Source organism: Legionella sp. W05-934-2 (assembly GCF_964199965.1).
Lineage (GTDB): Bacteria > Pseudomonadota > Gammaproteobacteria > Legionellales > Legionellaceae > JAFIFT01.
The window spans coordinates 169,975-190,326 of the sequence record NZ_CAXMZT010000007.1; the positions used below are offsets into that span (position 1 = coordinate 169,975).

The following is a 20,352-nucleotide window of genomic DNA, read 5'->3' on the forward strand; positions in this document are numbered from 1 at the left end:
GACAATTTCATAATAGCTCCGTCGTTGCTAGCCTTTATACAGGTCCTGAAAAACGTTCCGAACTAACTTCGTCGTCACTGCGAGCAACGCGAAGCTATTATGAAATTGTCCGGTACAAAGGTTTATGGGACCCCAAGCCAAACCCCTAATAAATCCTTAATGAATGTTTGATAACCTATTCACCTTTTTGACAGAAAAATTTGACATGTTAGGTGCCAATATGTTTAAAAGTACACACACGAAAGGAAAATCGCCTACTCAATGCGGCAAAGATAGTGACGCTCATAATGAACCTAACAACACAAAAATGATAAAGGTTGAGAAACAATATTCTCATCCCTCGTTGATTAGCCTATGTGACGCCGTCGCAAGATGCGCAAAAGCGTTATTAGCTTTAGGGGCAGAAAACAACTGGAGCGATATCGTGCTTAGCAAAGGCAAATCCCAGATTGCCGGAAAATATCGAGACAACTGGCTCTATTTAAGTCGCACGGATCGCTCCATCAACGATCCGAAACCGCCTCGAACACAACCAAAATCCGACTGGTTTTCTTTATTTAATCAGGATCAAAAACAAAAGTTTTTCTATCACCAACCCAAATATGAATCAGTACACAATATAAATTTTGTCCCACGAAATGCCGCTTCAGCCATGATGAGCCTCACTGGCGCTTGTGATCAACATGCCTTTGTGGTTGCATGCCTATTGCGAGCAATCTTGCCGATTAACACGCCAATTCGTATATGTGGCTTAAAAATAAAAAATCACGCAATTCCCCATACTTTTGTGGTTGTTGGCGATTTGCCTTCGTCAAAATCAATCCATTTAAAAAATATCGATCCTGGCTCCCTGATTGTCGTCGATGCGTGGGTTATTCAAGGTGGCGCTGTCAGATTATCTGACTATATTTTCACCAAAAACTGGTTAGCCCACTGCAAATTAGAAGTGGATTTTAGTTTTCAAGCCGATGGCAACGATCACTTAATTAAGCGGGTGGTCAAACAAAAATTGTTACACGATATACTCAGCCAAGAAATTAACGACCACGAAGACGACCCATTGATTGAAGCAACCCCTGGTACGCAAGTTGCCAAATACACACAACATACCCTGGAAGAGCAGTTACATTATCTCGAATTGATGAAACACGCAGCCCATTGTTTCTCGAGCGATCCGACACAATATTATGGAGAAGTGTTTGATATGTCCACCATTTCAAGCCACTATTCCCCCCCACACGATGCCTGTGACGCCTGGGCATATTTAGTCGAAAACTACCCCCACCCCCTGTTTAAGCGAGCACTTGATGTTGCCCAAGAACGCGTTTCAGCAACCCTGGAAAATGAAGAGAACGAGTTTACAAGATTATACTCGGGTGCGCCCAATGGATAGCGCTTACTAGCATTTTCAAGTATCTTAAGTATAAAATACCACAATGGTTATCACCGACATCTCTTTGCCAATGAAAGAAACAAATGAACTATTTGTTTTACTAAAAAAGTTACTTCGCCAGCAAGGCCTAACTTACCGTAAACTGGCAGATGGCCTTGGGTTATCGGAAGCAAGTGTTAAACGAATATTTAGCCAGAAAGATATTAATCTTAGCCGTTTGGAAGAAATATGTCAGTTGATGAAAATCAGTTTATCCGATGTATTCAAACAAATCGAAGAGCAAAAAGCCTATATCCGCCAGTTAAGCTATGAGCAAGAAAAAGAACTCATATCCAATCAGCACCTTTTATTGGTGACCATTTGTGTTTTAAACCATTGGACATTTGATGAAATTTTGCACTATTACAGGCTAACCGAGCATGAGCTCATTCGCTTAGCTGCAAAGTTAGATCACATGAAAATCATTGAACTGTTACCCGGAAATCGATTCAAACGCTTAATTGATCCCAATTTCCAATGGATTAGCGATGGACCTATCCAACGGTTCTTTCAGCAAACGATTCAAGATGATTTTTTTCAAAGCCAATTTGACAAACCCAATGAGCTTTATTTGTTAAAAAATGGGATGCTCAATGAAGCTGATAATCTGAGATTTCAACATGCGTTAAGACAGTTAGCCAATGATTTTATTGCCCTTTGCAAGGAAAGCAAAGGCGTCCCCATTGAAAATCGCCATGGGACCGCACTTCTCATTGCAATGCGTCCTTGGGCCCCCAAACTATTTGATGATTTAAAACGTGAGGGCATGTAGCGGTGAGCCCACTACCCTCACACCCTTTATTCAGGTAGAGGTGTTGTTTGCACAGCCGTCAATAACTGTTTTGCCGTCAAATAATCCTTTTTGCCACTGCCCAATTTTGGCAGCTCAGAGAGTTGCATAATGATTTCAGGCAACATCAACTTTGGAAGTGGGGATTGAAGTAGTCGTTGTTTTACCGCTGCCTCATCCAGGTTACCCGCATAGAGCAGTGCTAATTTTTCCCCTTTTTTATCATCATTGAGCGCGATTGCCATGCATGCCATTTCTCCACTTCCACAAGCGTTCTGCCATGCCTGCTCCACTTCGGTCAAGCTAATCATTTCGCCTGCAATTTTAGCAAAACGTGAATATCGATCAACGATGGTTAAAAAGCCTTCTTCATCCAGATAGCCTTTATCCCCGCTTTTATACCAACTGTAATCTTGAGCTTTTATTAGCACTTGCTTGGTTTTCTCAGGATCATTCAAATACCCTTTCATGACTTGTGTCCCGCCAATCAAAATTAATCCGGCTTCCCCGATAGGGAGTTCTTCGAATGTTTCAGGATCAACCACTTTAAAAGCACATCCAGGCAACGGCAGCCCCACCGTTCCAACCTTATTGGCATGATGGATATGCCAATCTTCTTTTGAAATGACATCTGGTAAATTACAACTAGCTACTGGAGAAACTTCGGTTGCACCATATCCTTCATAGATTTCTTGACTAAATTTTTCTTTAAACTCATGACGAACTTGGTTAGAAAGTTTTTCTGCCCCAGCAATCACAAACCGCAAAGAGGCAAGCATTTGGGGATGAATCTTGGGGTTTCGACACATTAACCCAAGTAAGCTTGACGTGGAACAAAAAATAGTGATGCGATGTTGAAAAATTTGCTTAGCTTGTGCAAGGGACTTCGTCGGATCGGGTTGGCAGACCATGGGTATTCCTTTGATTAACGGCAATAACGTTGTCACAGTTAAACCAAAGGCATGAAATAGCGGCAGACAATTCAGCATTTTATCGTCGGGTTTAATACCAATGACTGCGGAGACCTGGTGAATATTGCTCAATAGGTTAGCATGGGTTAATTCAATGCCTTTGGGTTTGCCCTCACTGCCGCTACTAAATAGAATAGCTGCTGTGCTTTCAATGGGCGCCGATTGCAAAAACAAAGGTCGAATAACAAAGGTAGGGAGAATTTTTAGCAATACGCTGTAATAAATAATGGCCTTTTTGCTGTTTACATGGATTAAATCTTCTAAATAAATAAACTGCACCACTCGGCTTAAGCTATCAACATGCAATCCCTTAGAGGTTAATTTTTTTATAAAGGCTTTCGAGGTGATAACACACTGAATATTGGCCTGCTTGACAGCATGAAGCAGGGCTTCATCGGTGGCGGTATAATTTAAGTTGACCACCGTTTTGGCGGAAGCTAAAACGGCTAAATTAGCAATGACGCCCGCACTTTGCGTTGGAAGCAACAGCCCAATCGCTTGTTCCTCTTCAATCATAGGCTTTAATTTTGCCTTGAGAAACAGTGTAACTGCCGCTAATTGGTTGTAGCTGTATGCTTTATCATTATCATCGACCAACGCTATTTCGTTGGCTGATTTTTTTGCTCGATTGAGCCATTCGGTTTGTAAGTTACCCATGCTCTCGATTGAACGGTTCCATGCTTTGATTGAGAGCTCTTGTACTTTTTGCAAAACAACGGGGGCTTTGCTTTCGATAGCTAACGGCTCACCAAACACCACATGAACGCGTCTATCTTTAAGCTTATCTTGTTTTCCTTGTGCTCTTGAAGCGTAGGAAGCTTTGCTCCCCCACAAGCCATGAAGATAAAAAGGTATGATGACCGCATTGGCATCTTGAGCAGACCGCTCAAACCCCGTATTAAATTTACCAATTTGGCCATTTTTGCTTAACCTACCTTCTGGAAAGAGCGCCACCACTTCCCCATTATTCAAAGCATCGTGGACAGTTTGTAATGCTTCATGGGAAGCACCTCTTGCGATGGGAATCACTTTAAAAAACTTAAAAAACCAAGATAAATATTTCATTTCATAGATTGAACGGTCCATCACAAAGCGAATAGGTCTAGGGCATGCCACCTGTAAAATTGCCCAATCGATAAAACTCACATGATTTCCAAGCAATAAGACACCACCGGAAGAAGGTAGGTTTTTCAAATCGTGGACATAAACGCGATAAAATTTGGAGGTCACCACATACAGGCAATAGCGAATTAAGGATTGAGGCATGGTAATTATCGTATGCACCGCTGCAACAAAAGCCACTGCAAATAGTCCATTGATCAACCAACGACTATCGACCTGATATATACCTAAAACCACTGTCAGAATAAGAAAAGAAAACATAAAACAATTTTGAACAAAATTGTTGGCCGCTAATATTTTCCCAATTTCCTTTCTTGGCGCATTAAATTGAATGAGTGAATTGAGAGGGACTACCAACATGCCACCAAAAAATCCATAGATCAAAAAAAGGCAGACAATACCCATCTTCCCTGACAGTAACGGTAAGATAAATAATCCGACGGTGATACCAATGGTCGCAACTGGAATAAGACCGGTTTCGATAAAACCCTTTGAAACCTTGCCCGCATAAAGTGCACCGAGCAGTATGCCAATCCCACCGATGGCTAATGACCCCTGGGCAAACAGGACGCCGACATTGCCCACGTGCTCTTTTAAATAGGCGCCATAGCTTGCCAGTAACACCTGATTAATAGCCCAAAATAATGATAGACCAACGATACAGCTAAAAATTACTTTCGGATGACGCGCTTTCTCCAAATAATTTTGCAAATACTTCCCTTTAAAATATGCCTTAATTTCATAAGTTGAATTGGGATCGACTGCAGCATTTTTAACAAGACGGAAGGTCATCAAGGTTTCAAAGGTTGAAAAGACAACGAGCAAAAACCCCATCGGTGCAAACGCTTGTAAAATTAACGTCTTATCTTGGCTATTTTTTAAGCCAGCGCCCTGAATAAAATGACTAAACAACGAAGTAAACACAAATGTCGCCGCCAATATGGCAATTATTGTTAACGTCTGCACAATGGCATTGATTTGTGTCAACTGCTCTTTTCCAAATATTTCTTTGATGTAGCCATATTTTGCCGGGGAGTTCATTACTGACTGGATAGCAAGCAGCAACGTTAGGCCATAAGCACCCCAAAAATAACCTTGATAATAACACCAGCATACCAATAGGGTTAAAGGGATTGCTGCGGCAGCAGTTACCCGAAGGACGCTGGCTTTGGAGAAACGATCGGCGATAAAACCTGACGGCGTAAACAATAAAATATAGGGTAGTAAAATAAGGCCATTAATGATCGCTGAATAAATGGTGTAGTCAGCGCTATTAGCCGTTTGGTATAGCGTATCTTGAATGAGAATTTTATGGCCCACATCGATAAAGGTATTGAAAAATACCAACACCAGGTAGGGGATAAAACTGTTCGTGCCTTTTAGTTTCATATAAACCTCTGTTCGTCAGCTTGGACTACCATCTTAAAGTAGACATAATCGTGGAATGGATTAACATATACTTATATTAGGATTCAGTCTAAATATAATCAACTAATGCTATAAAGGATGAGAATAATTATTCTATTCGTATTATATTTTAATACTATTTCCTGAGGCCTTTGGATTAGTTCACCTGAGATGGCGATAAAGTCTCAATCGATCAGGACTGACGAAACGATCATTGTCACTTGGTCTATGTATTTTCAATACTAAAAAGAATTTGGCTGGTTCGTTGCACCTTGGCCATTGTTTGATGATTGGCTGTTAGGCGCTAGATTCGATTCATTATCAATGCGATCAGAACATTTTTTGATGATGGCCTGGTACTGGGTATATTCGTCTGATTTCCTTAACATGCCGAACAATCGATGTTCCACTTTAATTTTCGGCTTGATGAGCACTAGGAAATGCTTCAACAAATTCGACGGGACATTGTCAAGATAGGCATCGACTTGCTTGAGCGCGTCTGATTTATTAACCGCCGTTTTGAGAATCTGGTTAATCGCCAAATAGTGATTCAGTAATTGATAGGTTTGTTCTAAAATAGCTGGCTCAAAAACCAATCCAAATTGTTGGTTAGCTGCCTTCATCCTCGGCTGAGTTATTGTTCTCTCATTCGCTAATCGTTGGATAGATATCATGAGTTCGTCCCGGGAATAACCGCTTATTTCAGTTAAGAGTGTTAATTGATTTTTTGGATAACGAATGAATGCTCGTATCAATTCATCCAGCCGATAAGGCAGGCGTACGGCATTAATCGTTGAACAATCGCCTAGTGTTCTGTTTTTTAAATCTTGCAACACATAAGTTAAAGGGATTAAGCCTATTTTTTCTTTAAAATAGCCCATCCCATCTCCTTCCCCATTCTCAAAAAGCAACTGATACAGCTTATCTGCGAGTGTTTTCAAATTATTTTTTGTTAAATAGGTCATCACTTGATCGATGAATTGTATCTCTGGGGGGAAATTGATTTTCTCTAACCCGTTCACTATTTTTACTAACGTATTTTTCTTTTGCAAAGAATTAGCCATAGCTGCACCCACAATCCCCGCCAGGAGTTGGCAAATGGATTGTTGAGTATTTCCAGCAATTAAGCTTGACAAAGCGTCCGGAGCAAGCTTTAACGCCTTTGATTCACTTGCTTTTTTCGCCACCTCGACTTCCAACTCACCCCATATGCCATCTGACATAGAAAGAATGATATCGCCTTGGTTGAGGGTTAAGATTTCCTTCTGACAAATTTCAGCAAGATTGTTGGGGCTAGCTGTCAGCATTTGCACTGAGTTGGGACTCCAAACCCCAAACCCGCGAAAAGATTGGGTTGCCGATACCTGATACTTCACTTTTCCATCGGCATCAAGCACCACAATACAGGTATCCCCAACATTCGCTAACTCCACTCGATAAGTGCCATTTTGTTGATAGTCAAACTGTGTGGTCGCTAAAGCACATGTTGAATCGTATTTTTGGGCGGTGGTGCGCGGTAAAGCTAGGTTTACCGAATTGGCAGCAATGTTAAATAAAGCGGTATCTGTATTGGTTCTACTTTTAACAAAATAAGCGCAGGCATATTGCGAAATCTTGGCAATGCTTTTGGATTCATCCTGATCTTCTTCCGATCCGCCCAAGCCATCCGCTGTTGCCATTTTTCCACCATCAATAACACCCCGGTCATCAAAATTAAACGCCATCGCTGCCGCGTCTAACACTAACTCTTTGGCAATGTCTTGTTGCTGAAAGGCGTAGCTTGATCCAATGAGCATCCCTTGATTATGTGAACGACTCAAGGCATAAAAAGCGTTCCCGAAATAGCTATATCCATTCTCTTCTTCTGTTTTTAACATTGACTTCGATTGGACTTCGATGACTCCACTTTCAGAATAAACCTCAGTATGCCTCATTTAAATTCCTGGTCATTAGCTTAACTATTACGAATGGGCTTGAAAAAATAACAACCATTCCACGAAAATTCCATCACCCAATAAAATGTTCATAATGATACCATAAAATATATAATTTACACATGCCTGACGGCTTGTTTTAGACTATTTTTTACCATTTTATCAACATTACACCCTAAAATTTAACCATTTGGTCTTTATTTATTCGTTTGGACTATAATTTAAATAAGTGAATTTTATGACATTTCATTCATGCCCTCATTACCCGGTTTAACCTATTTAGCTAACTATCCCACCAAAGACCTGTGGCGATTATTTGTCGATGGGCGGTTTTGGGCCAAAGAAAAGGGTTGGGAAGGCTATGAAAAAAGGGAGGCTGGTAGTCTCAGTGCAGGACTTGAAAGTTTATTCTACTTTGCTATGAAAGCGAATGAGACCAAAGATTTCGCCATTAGCGTGGAGTTAATCAAAGAAATTCATGCTCGCTGCGGCAAAGGTGTGACTGAATTAGAAGATAAAAGTCCCGGAGAACCACGAGATCATGAAACCGTATCATTTGCAATTCCTGCCAGTAAAGCAACGTCCAAAGGCGTTGCCGAGTTATTAGGCATTGAATTTTTAATGAAAAATGCAGAATTTGGCCCAGGAACTCCCTCTGTTTTTGCAGCTCATATCAGCACCAATCAATTAGAAGAAGCGAAAAAAAAACCCCATAATATCGACAACCTAGGATTAGCTATCTACCAACAAATGGTCCTAGATGGTTACGAGAATAGCACGCATTTTTATATCGCACCAAGAGACAACGTCGAAGAAATACTTCATTTTTTAACCGCTTCTTACAATAAAGAGATACAACAAGCCGACACACTTGATAAAAAAATAACGATCATCGCAAGGTATACGAAATATTATGAAATACTGCATCCTTTCAAAGATGCCAATGGCAGAACGTTCGTGAATATCTTGATGAATATCATGTTAATGAAAGAAGGCTTGCCGCCTGCGACGTTCTATGAACCAAATGTCTTTGATCTGTATAGTAGTGAAGAACTAGCCCACGTCATCAAAGAGTCTATGTATAATACACTTCACATCATTGACGCCCATAAGACCAGCCAAAAACTATCACTCTACGGTTTTCAAGAAAGCGCTAGTTCCAATTTTTTAGATGTATTCAAAAGCCCATCCTACGCCACATTAACGACTAACAAGAAAGCCCATTCAACGATAGAGGTCGATGACAAAGCGGTATTAACCGTATTTTCTTCGCTGGGGAAAGATTACCCACTCCATTGGGCAGTTGTGTATGAAACAGGGGACGGGATACTGGCTGACATTATTTCAAACAATAAAAAAGACATTAACCGCATTATCCCAGAGGGTGCACCGCCACTGTATGTAGGAAGGACACCCTTGCATATTGCCACCCTAACCAACAATAAAACCATGTTTGATCTGCTACTTAAAAATGGGGCAGATAGTACCGCTCAAGACTATTCCAGCAAAACAATTTTGCATTACATCGCCGAATATAATAACCCCGAGCTATTGGTTGGCAATGCCTCTATCTTAAAAAATTTCAAATTACTGAGCGCTCAAGATCAGCAAGGTAAAACAGCCTTGCACTACGCTGCCGCTTCTGGAAATAGTGACTTAATTAAAATGTTATTAATCGATAATCCCGATTACCTCAATAAGCAAGATAAAGACCAGAAAACCGCATTGCATTATGCCGCGGAAGCCGGCAACCTAGAGCTTGTTCAATTATTGATTACCACTGGAGCCAAAGTCGATGTGACTGATTCGGCTGGCCATTCTCCCATGTCACTTGCTTGTAAAACCAAACAAAAAGCGGTCATGACCACCTTGATTGATACGGGCCCTCGAATCGATGAAACAACCTTGTCACTCTTAGCCAATCACAAGGATATTGAAATGTTTAATAGGATGCTTACTAAAATCCCTGGTTTATTAAAGGACGAAACAACATTTCGATATGCCCTCGCCCTGGGAGACCCTGACATTGTGGATCGTTTTCTATCTGCTGGCATGGATATCAATACCGTTTTTAGTAGTGATGGCTCAACACCGATATTAAAAGCAGCCTTGTTCAACTATTCTAAGTTGATAGCGTTTCTTGCCAAAAAAAATGCCAACGTCAATATCACATTCCCCAGTGGTGAGAATCTATTTCATATTATCGCTATTTCGTCAAAACCCGAGTTAATTATTGAAGGGTTGAAGATGAAAGAAGCGCCTACCTTGCTTTTCCAACAAAATAAAGCGGGGGAAAGTCCTATTATCCGCTTAGCCAGAAACCGTAGTTTATTACCGATTATCAAGCATAACATTGATTTAAAAGCCCCTGTGGATAACAAAGGCAATACGATCCTCCATGCTGCCATGGTCAATTTAGATATCCCGGCCATCGAAGCTATTTTGACAAAGGAACCCTCCTTGATTAATAGCACCAATTCAAAAGGACAAACGCCACTTTGTTATGCTATTGAAAACATGAGTGACTATAAAATATCGAGCAGTCAAAAAGAGCTGATTGACCTTAACCAACGATTAGCCACTTATAAAGTGGATTTCACAGCAAAAGATAGTTCTGGAAATACAGCGATAGATTATGCCATTGCCAGAGGTTGGTTCCGTTATAGCCTCTCTCTCATAACACAGAATGACAAACCCAAATTGCGCCCAGCGATTAACTACTTAGAAAGCCTTACCGAATCAAATTTTAGTCGAACCAAAGATACCTTCAAAAAAACCTTGCTTTCTCAATTGAGCGATAATCCAATCGTTGCGGCAACGCAATTAGATGAATTATATCGGGACATTCTGCAAAATCGCATTAAAGTGCCACAAAACTATAAGCAAGCCTCGATTTTAGACTTCTTTTCAAAAGCGACTCCCGAACAAGTTGTCCACAACGAGATTTTGAAACAAATAGACTTAGCTTATCGAAATACAATTATAGAAATCCCTTCCTATCTGGCTTCCGATAGCATACGCGATCACAATAAAAAAGAGGAAATCATAGCCTTACTGCCCGACTATTTAAGACAACATAAACTTGCTCAAAACATATCATTAACGCAGGTGAGAGACTTACAATCGCAATGCTATGAAGCAATAGAGTCTAAATCCGAGAAAACACAAAGTAACGTTAATCTTCGCCATCACTAAGGGAGATCTAGGTAGTGCCTCAATATAATTTCCTTCATTTTCCTTCTCCCCAGACATGGGGAGAAGGTGCCCAAAAGGGCGGATGAGGGGTTGATGAATCGAATGTTATTATTTTGATGAGTAGCAGATTCTGCTTGAGATGCTTATAAAAAATTTTTTCCTAGTCTACGCTAGTAACGCAACCAAAACATACTTTCTCAACGGGATGTGTATCTCAAAAAATGGCTAGTTTGCTTAAGGCTAATTAGACATTGCTTGGGTTATACCATCACTCTTAAGCCAACCGAAGTTAAAATCATCGCTGGCACATTACCCCCTTTAGAGCTGCCATTCACTTGCACGGTTAACAACAAGTTTCGTGTCAAAGCCGTATCACCACCCACACCACCGTATAAAGCAACTCGGGTATGTGTGCCTGTGACAATGCCGGCATTATTGAGGGTATGATGAACCCAGGCAGGTCCGATTTTTGCGAAAAGATGTACCGAATTTACCAACGGGTAAATCCCTTTGATAACCGCATCTATCACATGATTTTCGCTACCTGTTGGGGGCCTTAGTCCTCCTCCAAAGGTTTCATCGGTGTGTTGGGTAAACCCGGCTTCCACCGCCCAATTGGGATCAAACTGATAACCCCCATTGACATTCCAGCCAACGCCATCATTGTTATCATTCCCTGAATTAATCACTTTTTCTTTAATGTAGGAATAACCGATGTTTCCTTCGATATAGATTCCGAGTAGGTCTTGGTTTATGGCAAACCCAGAAGCACTGAACAACATGAGTGCACTGCCCATCCACAATACTGATTTTTTCATATCCTTAATCCTAAAACACATCACCATTATGCCAAAAAAATTGTACCACAACCTGATAAAGCGCATGTGATTAGGAAAAACGTGGTGGCAAGTAAGAAACGCTTATTCATAAATTTCCTTATTAAATTTTATTTTTGCAGTTTTAAGCGTAGGATAATCTCATATCTCCTATCATTTGACAAACTAGAATTTTCTCTTTGGATGGGCATAAAAAAATCCCGGAACATGGAATACCGGGATTTTTTAAAATGACAAAAAAAGGAAGTGTTGCTAGTTAATATTTGATTACAAGCAATTCGCAGTCGCATATGCTGCAGAAGTAGCAAGACCCGCCGCGTTTAAAGGCGGTGGAAGGAATATTGATCCACCGATTCCAGCGAGCGCTAACCCACAGTTTTTTGCTTTGGTCGCTTCACCTTTCACTTCATTGATCTGTTGCTCAGCGGTTGTTTTCACTTGCGAAACAGCTTGCTCAAGCTCTAAAATTTTAGCATCACTTTCTAGCTTCGCAGCTTGAAATTTCAAATCAACGTCTTTCATAATGCTATCTCTAATCTGCGATTCAAATGCAAATAACGGATCGTATTGAGTCACGGTGCCTGTGTTTGGTGTATTGGCTGTAGTCGCTGTGTCGCTGCCAACGAACGCGCTCGTTGTTGAGTAGGGAACGTCTATAAACGGACTATTATAGCAATACTGGCTATCCATCGTATAATTGCCAAGCGTCCCATTGCCTTCCATGGGTGGGTATAGTGGGCACATTCCATCGGAAGGCAGGTCATTACCAACGCTTGCAGTCCCAAAAGCATTCCTGCCGATTTGAACAGTAGCTGTGGCGGCTAGCAACACCACGAACACCTTGCCAACGGTAGACCAAGAAGGCATGTAGCTGCCAACGGTAGACAACGAAGAAGGCAGATAGTTTTGATACCAGCTTTGGCTTGATTTGGTTTCTTCACTAGTTTGCCCATCTAAAGTGCTTGGTGTGCTAACAGGCGAAGCGGTGGTACTTTGGGGTGAAGTTGTTCCTGAATCCAATTTTTCTTCTTCATCATTTTCTTCTTCATCATTTTGTTCTTCATCTTGTGGAGATTTAGCAGTCGTTTGATCCTCCTCGCCTTCTTGTTGAGAGCTATTCCCAAGCTTTAACTCATCATCCTCATTGGCACCCTTTTTGGGGTCGGCCAAAAGCAAACTGCCCATTAGGCTGAGCGAAGAACTTTCTAGCTCACCCTCAAGAACTTCCTTACCCCCTAAAGTCGCCTGAGGCGTATCGGTTAACTCTTTAACGGTCGCGCTTTGTTTGAAAATACGGTTATACACGAATTTTGTCAGCGCAAACCCAGCTGTTAATAGTCCAGCCACTGCAATGGCAGAACCCACTGTGATTGCAATTGCCGCAGCAGGTGCTGCCACCAATCCAAAACCGATAGGAAGCAGCCCTAGGCCAATAATAGTTGCTACCACAGCGACAGATAAAACTAAGAAAGTAAGAAATCCAGCGTAGTAGGGATGCTCTGAGAACCATTTGCGAAAGTTATTAAAAAATCTGGCATAAAATGGTGTTGTTTCAACTGGCTGATAATCGTTTTCAGTGAATGATGGTGAATTTGGCATAATCTTCTCTAGTAATTAAACAGGTTGATGGATTTTGGCCAGCGATTATACAAACAAAACCTTAAGGTTTTATTAAGAGCACGGTGATTTATTATGAGTCAGCTATGCGCGGGACAAAATGCATTACTCCAGTCGTTGCTAAGCTCTGGGTGGCAATGACATCAAGATTAATTTATTCCTGGCACAAGGAATCGTCTTCGCCGATGCTCCCCGTATTCCGGCCAAAGGCCTTCATACGGGCTACTTTTAAAATGTAGCCCGCATGCAACAAAGTGGAATGCGGGAATTACTTGGTGAAGCCGAGACATTTTTATTTTTTGTCCTGCACAGAGATGAGTCAGAATTGTGCCGGCCAAAATTAAAAAAGGCCTCGGCTTCGCCGATTCTCTTTTGTCCGGTAGAAAGGTTAACGTATTTTTATACCCGCCTATCTCCTAACCGATTGAAAAAAAGCTTGTTCCTTAGAAAGTTCTGACTTATTCTTAATTTTTTAAGAAGTTAGGATAGCGTATGTTAAACAAAATAATGGGTTTCATTTTTGTAGTACTATTTGTGTCGAGTAGCTATGCTCAAAACACGGAAGAACTGGTTGAATACTCTCATCAATTTCATCCGAATAAAATGGAATCCTTCAGCAACCCGTTTTTTTGGTCTGTCAACGCTGAATGCCGGGTAAAATTAGATAATCAATCCGCCACATTTCGAGCACTTGTGAAAAATCAAAGCGGCACGGTAAACGGCCAACCTGTGAAAGAAGGTCAAGAAATCACCATGACCGTTAGCGATGGCCAGTCTATCACCGTATCAGCCTCAGGTTGGGCAACCGTCGAAGTCACCGATTTAAGCGCCTTCCCTGTCACCGTTACTTGCAAATTGATTTGAAATATACCCGCAATCAGTTGCTAAGAACCTATCTACTGCATTTGCTTACTCGTCGAGCTATCTTGTTTCAAGGGTTTTGGCTTATCTGGCGCTGGATTGGTTGAAACTCTTGGGACAACGATATCTTGACCAAACGTTTTTTTAATCCTTATTTCACCCGGTTGTAATATACTCGACTGACCATTCGCTCTGCGACAACGTTGGGTGTGGCATTTCATTTTACAAACGCTTTGGATACACCCATAACATCCCCAATTATCCCAGCAGCAAGCCCAGGTCCCCTCGACTGTTGAGGTAAAGGTTCCGCCTGCAAGCTCACACACGCCTTTCATATCAGAATTTGTCCCACCGGTATTCGGAGCCGAATATAGGGGGTTTGACAGAAGAATGAAGAGAAAAACGAAACATTGACTTGCGGTCCTTAAAAAAGCCATGATTCACCTCCTTGGAATCGTACTCTCTAAGTATGGCAAACTCCTATCAATATTCAACAGAACTTCTAAATAACTTCCTTCATTGTTCCCCTCTCCCCGGAAACGGGGAGAGAGTGAGAGAGGGGTTTTTGAAATGAAATTATATCGTGATGTGTGGCACCGAGTGCCTAAAATGTTCACGAAAAACATGTTTAGCGAAAAGACTGGCAAGAGGGAAGTTAGTGAGCGTGCTGTGATGCAAGAAACTCATCGATGTATTGATTACAAAGAGCTGGTTCTTCAATACCCGGTGTATGACCTGCATTGGGAATATATTTCAGAATAGAATGGTCGATATGTTGATGAATTAGTTTAGCCCGTTCCGGTGGTGTAACCATGTCATTGTCTCCCACCATTATCAACGTAGGGCAGCGAATATTGGCTAATTCAGACTCAACCCCTTTTCGGTTTAAGACCCCGTCAACTGCTTTTATCACTGTTTTGGGGTTTGCTTCAATTTCTCGCTTCCAAAATTCATACTGGTCGCGCCGAGCATTATCATTTCGAAAATTATCGGCAAAATATATTTTCATCACCTTTCGAGAAACAGATTTCATGCCAAATAACTTGAGAAGGAGTATCAAAACCTTATATTTCAATGAGTAGGGCTCAGCTTGTGCCGAGGTTCCCATCAAAATTAACGATTGAATTAAGTCAGGTCTTCTTGCAGCCACGCGCAAACCGATAAAACCGCCCATCGATAGTCCGACAAAATGGACTTTCCCAAATCCGAGGCGCTCAATTAGCTGGATAGTATCATCACATAAACTGTCCATATCATACCCTGCCTCCGTCACTTCAGACCGACCCTGCCCTCGATGATCATAAGTGATCACACGGTATTTCTTCTTAAGATGTTCAACTTGCGCTTGAAATACTTTCCCCGACCATAATAGCCCATGTGAAAACAAGATGGTTTCTTCTCCATCCCCTTGAATATCATAATAGTAATAGCAACCATTCACAATTAAGACGACCATTGCCATTCCAACAAATCACTCTGCCGTAATTATAGAACATTAGACTCTGTACAGGACAAAAAACACAGAACTAATACGTTCCCGTGATTATTCATAATTCCTTAAGCTTCAGTCATTAAACTATAAGAAAAGCTAACAGGAGAAGACCATGTCAAATAAAAAACTCACTGAAAGACTAAATAACGAGTTAGATGTGCTTGGTGTGCCTGAATTAATGACCCAACGCGTGCATGCTTGCTCTAAGATGTTCAAGCTTCCTAAATTTAAAGTGGAAGCCATGCTATCTGGCATCAGCGCTTTTGATGCTAACGCCATTGAAAAAGTCGCCAACGAGCTGGATGTCAGTAAAGAGTGGCTGCTTGGCTATAGTAATGAAAAAACGAAACATTAGGGAATGCCCTAGTGTCGTTTCTTGATCTCCACTGAGTCCAACTTCTTAAAAACAAAAGGCCGAGCAATGCTCGGCCTTATTTTATCAAAAATCGTCTTGCCTGCTACGGTTTTACTTTTGGATAGGCATAGTTAGAATGGTCCACTTTCCATTGCCCCTTGCCATCTTTGACATAATGAACATAGCTTGTTTGAACCATGTCCTTAGACTTATCTGTTATAGCAAACTGAGCAGAAACCGGTACTAATTCATATTCATAGAACTTCGCTTTGTTTTGTGTATCTTTAATCCGTGTTTTAGCCAAGCCTTTGCCTTTGACTTCGCCAGTCACTTTTATTTGAATATGCTCGTTGCCAACGCTCCATACAAATAATAAAGAAGCTTTTGAATTTTCCCTCATATGCGTTACTTTAGCCGTATTCGTGTGGGTTGCAAACAGGAAACCTTTATCCGAGACACCTAAGATGTGCATCATTCTTTGATGTGGATATCCTGCATTATCAATGGTAGCGAGCGATGCGTGCTTTAAATGAAGAACTTGATGTTTTTTCGCATAGTCGAACCAACGCTGGTATTCATTGATAGGGTTAGTTGAATTTTTAGTTAGCATCCCAGTCATATCGCTGGCGTGCAAATTGAAGGACAGAAACAACGAACAGACTACTAAGAGTAATTTTTTCATCACAAATTCCTTTTATTGTATTAGATTCCATCTATAACTTAGACCTTTCATTTGAACTTTGCAAGCAACTGTTCACCTATTTGTTATCAAGATAAAATAAACGAGTTTATACCTTTTTTAAGCTTTGGAAAGGCTCTCCAAATTGAGCCTGTGCCATCTGAAGTGCTTCTTCTACCAATCGTTGCCCGTGACTCGGCTTAAAAAAATTAACGGGTTGATTGGTTAAGGTTCGGTAAATAGCTAACCCTGAAAATGCCAACAACAGAATTCGTAAACAGTCTCGGAGAAATCTAACCCAAATGGGATCACGATGTTTTGCAAGTTGTTTTTTTGCTTCCTTGAGATGCCTTTCAAACAACGCGATACGAAGGCTTGGCAAAACGCTCGTTTCTTCAAGATCTTTTTTCAGACGAGTGACGATGACTATTTTAGCATAGGCTTTTTTATTATTGATTGCTCCAGCCATACCCTGGGTTAAATGATCATAATACTGACTAATTTTATTTTGTAGTTCATTTACTGTTATCAACGCTTGTTGCTCTTTTTTTGATTGCCAAGACTGGAGCAGCCTAGTTGGTGCTTCCCCAAAATCCTCATCGTCGTTATCACCCACTATTGTTAATTCCCCATGCTTAGCTTTCGCTAGCTGTTGTTGTAATTGCATTGCATCCTTTTTAGAATTTTCTAGCATTTGCATTAAGCTCAACTGAGCAAAATGCGATTTTACCTCCTTGACTTGGATAAGTAATGCGGAGGCAGCAATAACAATCGATTTATCGGCTTCTTCAAGACCCATTAGATGACGCAAAATGGTCTCGATGGGATTAATGCTGGATGACATGGAAGGTCCAGCTTCCTCAAATTGTTTTTTATCGTATTGATGAGCATCATTAATCAAACGGGGGGTCGTTAATGCAACAGCCGTTAGCTTTGCCAAGGCCGTTTCAAGATTATCAATCAGTGTTTGATATTGGCTGTTAACCTTCGGATACTGGCTTAAAAATATCGCTTTTATTAGGGTTGATAACGATTGAAAATCGGCCGTTTTAATCGCTAATTTATGCTCGAGCGATTCAATTAAAACCTTATCATTATCATTTATTTTGTAAAAAGGGTAATAGGATTTTGCCAGGGCTATCCATGACGGCATCATGGGATGAGAAAATGCTTCAATTACTTTTGTCTCCCATTCATTGGTCATGAATAGCTTATCATCTACTATTTCAGGTTGGCATTGGGCATTCAGTGCGTTGATTAACTTAGCTAGCAACTGAAATTGGTTAGATAAAAGATGAGGCGCCCGCCACGGCTCAAACTCAGAAGGGATTGATTGAATAGATGACGTTTGCATTATCATTCCTAAAGAAGGCCTCAATGAACTGCCAATCGAACGTGATTTGACATCATAATATGATATACGCAGAAATGGTATTGGCGAATTTGACACTAGCCAACATACTTCAAAATTTGCGCCTAAATTACCGTAAACGTTTTTGTGACACCTTCATAGGGGTAAATTTTTCCATTCCAACCAAATTTATAATGGCCAGCGTGTTTTATCCGATACGTGCCTGGCAGGATATCGGTTGGAATTTTCCAATACACATGCCCATAGGCGTAGGCAATAAAAATTCGCTCCCATCGATACAGGGTATCAAAGTCCCAATCATGAGCAATTGTTTCCCATCTCCCTGCTTTATTTTTAAATTGTACCTCGAGAAAACCGTTCATGGTTTCAAAATGATTTCTTGGGTTCCCTGCCCAAAAAATTACATGAACAAGGTCTCCGCGCTGGTATTGTTTATTTGGCTCTTTATGAACACTGCCAAAATTGAGTGTCACGGGAACATCGTCAAATACAATTGGTGGAATAAGATTGCCAGTGTGATAGCTGAGGTCTTCAGGCAAAGGGCCTGGCTCACTTTCTCTGTGAGATAACATATCCAAAGCTAATTGCTTAAACCCTTGAAGATAAGCCGGTAACGTCCATCGGCCAAATACGGTCGACCCTCCCTCATAGTTTTGTTGCATATATTCTTCTGGGGTAGCAACATAACCTGCATAGGAATTACTAAGCCCTGCGATGACGACGTGCTTTGCTTGCTCTTGAAAGAGCGCATGTAATAATGCTTTGACTCGCCGGCCAGACATCGTCGTAAATTCGCCAGGAACACCTGCTATGACTAAATCACCGATTTTAACGATTTGAATGGGCATATTATGCGGTACCCACGCAGGCTCATTTTGGCCAACGGCAAGCAGAATCGGCTTAGGATGCTGGCAATCAACCAGAGCAGCCGTTGGCTGTTTTATGATATCTCGAATTAATGAAATGAATGGATTTGTTTCTAATTGGCCTTGATGAAATATATCATCTAAGCCGGAGCCATCGATAGTACCGGCGCCAAAGGAATAGCCTAATGCGGCTTGGCAGGTGTGTTCAACCGTTCCTGCCGTAAATTCTGGCGCGATGAGTGTATTTTCCATATCGATATACTGATGACGGTAATCTACCCCTTCACCAATTGGGGTAACTGCTTCGTTAAATAATGCTTTTGCTTTTTTGTATTGCCGCTTACCGATTGCATAGGTATGTTCAATATCTTTGCATCTCATCTTATCACAATTACTAGCGGATGAGCTCCCAAAAATATTGGGGCTAACATCCCCTTCGTTAGCCTGTGCAAAGGCCGCCACAAAGGTTTTTTCTTGTTGGTAATTGCTGTGCATACTTTTTTCAAAAAGGTAAGAGGCATAGCCTTTATTATCACCGCTTAAAAAGACATTATTGCTGCTCATAGAGACACTATGAACGGCATGCCAATTAATGGTTCCAATAGGCTCCCCATGGGCATTCGATAACTTGATCAATGTCATTGATTTATCCGTGTCGTATTGATATTGATCGCGTTCTTTTTGGGGATTTTTTAAATAGGCATCTGGGGAGCGATTTTTGCTGGTATTGGTCAGCTCAGCGGCTTCGATATAAATATTCCCCGGTTCAAGATTTTTATGTGCTCGGGCAACCGATTTCACAATGCCATCGACAATCGCCCGATAATTGTCTGGATAAAACCCAAGAATTGTAAAGTTATACAACGTCTCAAATGCATATCCTCCCGTGCCAGCATGGGTATGTGTCGCACTAATCATGACATTTTGATCCGTGTATAAGTCGCCATATTGTTCATGGAGTTTTTTTATGACGCCTTGTTTTACCGATTGAAAAATCATTCCCACATCAGCACTGACAAAAACAACCCGCTTCCCGGTTTCTGGCGAGGCAATAATAAATGCTCGAGACCAAAGGCGTGAGTGGAGGCCCTTAGCAAATTGGTTCATCTTGGCATAACCCATCATATTAATTTCAGCGGCAGCACCCGTAATATCATATATGCCTGCACCAATTAAAAACGACGGGGGACTTGGGTAACAGAATCGAGAAGCAAGTAACAAACATAGAAACAACGAATTTCGAATAAGGGTCATTTTTTTTGACATATCGCATTACATCCTTATAACAATGCAGCTTTTATATCCTTTGAACCATTCTGGAAACTGCAAATTTTTGTACATAGTCTCACTAAACCTGAATTCTTACAACCACAAGACTTCTAAATAACTTCCCTCAATTTCCCCTCTCCCCGGAAACGAGGAG

At 41.1% G+C, this 20,352-nt stretch carries 14 protein-coding genes; 5 read left to right on the forward strand and 9 right to left on the reverse strand.

Annotated features, from left to right (window positions below; genetic code table 11):
- Nucleotides 1–220 precede the first annotated feature (220 nt).
- Nucleotides 221–1,393, forward strand: a complete 1,173-nt coding sequence (locus AB3348_RS09800; RefSeq protein WP_367607427.1) for a hypothetical protein — start codon at nt 221–223, stop codon at nt 1,391–1,393.
- A 70-nt stretch (nt 1,394–1,463) separates the two neighbouring features.
- Nucleotides 1,464–2,204: a helix-turn-helix domain-containing protein gene (locus AB3348_RS09805; protein ID WP_367607428.1), complete on the forward strand. Its 741-nt coding sequence runs from the start codon at nt 1,464–1,466 to the stop codon at nt 2,202–2,204.
- 26 nt (nt 2,205–2,230) lie between these two features.
- Here the strand turns inward: AB3348_RS09805 and AB3348_RS09810 are convergent, their stop codons facing one another.
- Both AB3348_RS09810 and AB3348_RS09815 read right to left on the reverse strand, forming a co-directional pair.
- Nucleotides 2,231–5,704 (reverse strand): acyl-[ACP]--phospholipid O-acyltransferase, encoded by a 3,474-nt coding sequence (locus AB3348_RS09810; protein WP_367607429.1) that lies wholly within the window; start codon nt 5,702–5,704, stop codon nt 2,231–2,233.
- Nucleotides 5,705–5,964: 260 nt separating this feature from the next.
- Entirely contained in the window at nt 5,965–7,656 is a 1,692-nt protein-coding gene (locus AB3348_RS09815) for a protein phosphatase 2C domain-containing protein (protein ID WP_367607430.1), read from the reverse strand.
- Between the two features lie 252 nt (nt 7,657–7,908).
- Here AB3348_RS09815 and AB3348_RS09820 point away from each other — a divergent pair, with 252 nt between their 5' ends.
- Complete coding sequence (locus AB3348_RS09820) at nt 7,909–10,851, forward strand: ankyrin repeat domain-containing protein (RefSeq protein ID WP_367607431.1); 2,943 nt, start codon at nt 7,909–7,911, stop codon at nt 10,849–10,851.
- Nucleotides 10,852–11,111: 260 nt separating this feature from the next.
- On the opposite strand, the gene AB3348_RS09825 is transcribed toward AB3348_RS09820, so the two are convergent.
- Both AB3348_RS09825 and AB3348_RS09830 read right to left on the reverse strand, forming a co-directional pair.
- Entirely contained in the window at nt 11,112–11,669 is a 558-nt protein-coding gene (locus AB3348_RS09825; protein ID WP_367607432.1) for a porin family protein, read from the reverse strand.
- Nucleotides 11,670–11,954: 285 nt separating this feature from the next.
- Nucleotides 11,955–13,286: a hypothetical protein gene (locus AB3348_RS09830; protein WP_367607433.1), complete on the reverse strand. Its 1,332-nt coding sequence runs from the start codon at nt 13,284–13,286 to the stop codon at nt 11,955–11,957.
- Nucleotides 13,287–13,796: 510 nt separating this feature from the next.
- Between AB3348_RS09830 and AB3348_RS09835 the strand changes: the two genes are divergently transcribed.
- On the forward strand, nt 13,797–14,168 hold the full coding sequence (locus AB3348_RS09835) for an Ig-like domain-containing protein (RefSeq protein WP_367607434.1): 372 nt from the start codon (nt 13,797–13,799) through the stop codon (nt 14,166–14,168).
- A 32-nt stretch (nt 14,169–14,200) separates the two neighbouring features.
- Here the strand turns inward: AB3348_RS09835 and AB3348_RS09840 are convergent, their stop codons facing one another.
- Nucleotides 14,201–14,602, reverse strand: coding sequence for an acetyltransferase (locus AB3348_RS09840; RefSeq protein ID WP_367607435.1), 402 nt, complete (start codon nt 14,600–14,602; stop codon nt 14,201–14,203).
- A gap of 218 nt (nt 14,603–14,820) precedes the next feature.
- Nucleotides 14,821–15,621, reverse strand: coding sequence for an alpha/beta fold hydrolase (locus AB3348_RS09845; protein WP_367607436.1), 801 nt, complete (start codon nt 15,619–15,621; stop codon nt 14,821–14,823).
- Nucleotides 15,622–15,769: 148 nt separating this feature from the next.
- Here AB3348_RS09845 and AB3348_RS09850 point away from each other — a divergent pair, with 148 nt between their 5' ends.
- Nucleotides 15,770–16,012 carry a hypothetical protein gene (locus AB3348_RS09850; RefSeq protein ID WP_367607437.1) on the forward strand — a complete coding sequence of 81 codons (243 nt, stop codon included), beginning with the start codon at nt 15,770–15,772 and terminating at the stop codon, nt 16,010–16,012.
- A 103-nt stretch (nt 16,013–16,115) separates the two neighbouring features.
- On the opposite strand, the gene AB3348_RS09855 is transcribed toward AB3348_RS09850, so the two are convergent.
- From AB3348_RS09855 to AB3348_RS09865, 3 genes are all read right to left on the reverse strand, one after another.
- Complete coding sequence (locus AB3348_RS09855) at nt 16,116–16,694, reverse strand: pyridoxamine 5'-phosphate oxidase family protein (protein ID WP_367607438.1); 579 nt, start codon at nt 16,692–16,694, stop codon at nt 16,116–16,118.
- Nucleotides 16,695–16,800: 106 nt separating this feature from the next.
- Entirely contained in the window at nt 16,801–18,045 is a 1,245-nt protein-coding gene (locus AB3348_RS09860; protein WP_367607439.1) for a hypothetical protein, read from the reverse strand.
- A gap of 122 nt (nt 18,046–18,167) precedes the next feature.
- Nucleotides 18,168–20,195: a neutral/alkaline ceramidase gene (locus tag AB3348_RS09865; protein ID WP_367607440.1), complete on the reverse strand. Its 2,028-nt coding sequence runs from the start codon at nt 20,193–20,195 to the stop codon at nt 18,168–18,170.
- Nucleotides 20,196–20,352 lie beyond the last annotated feature (157 nt).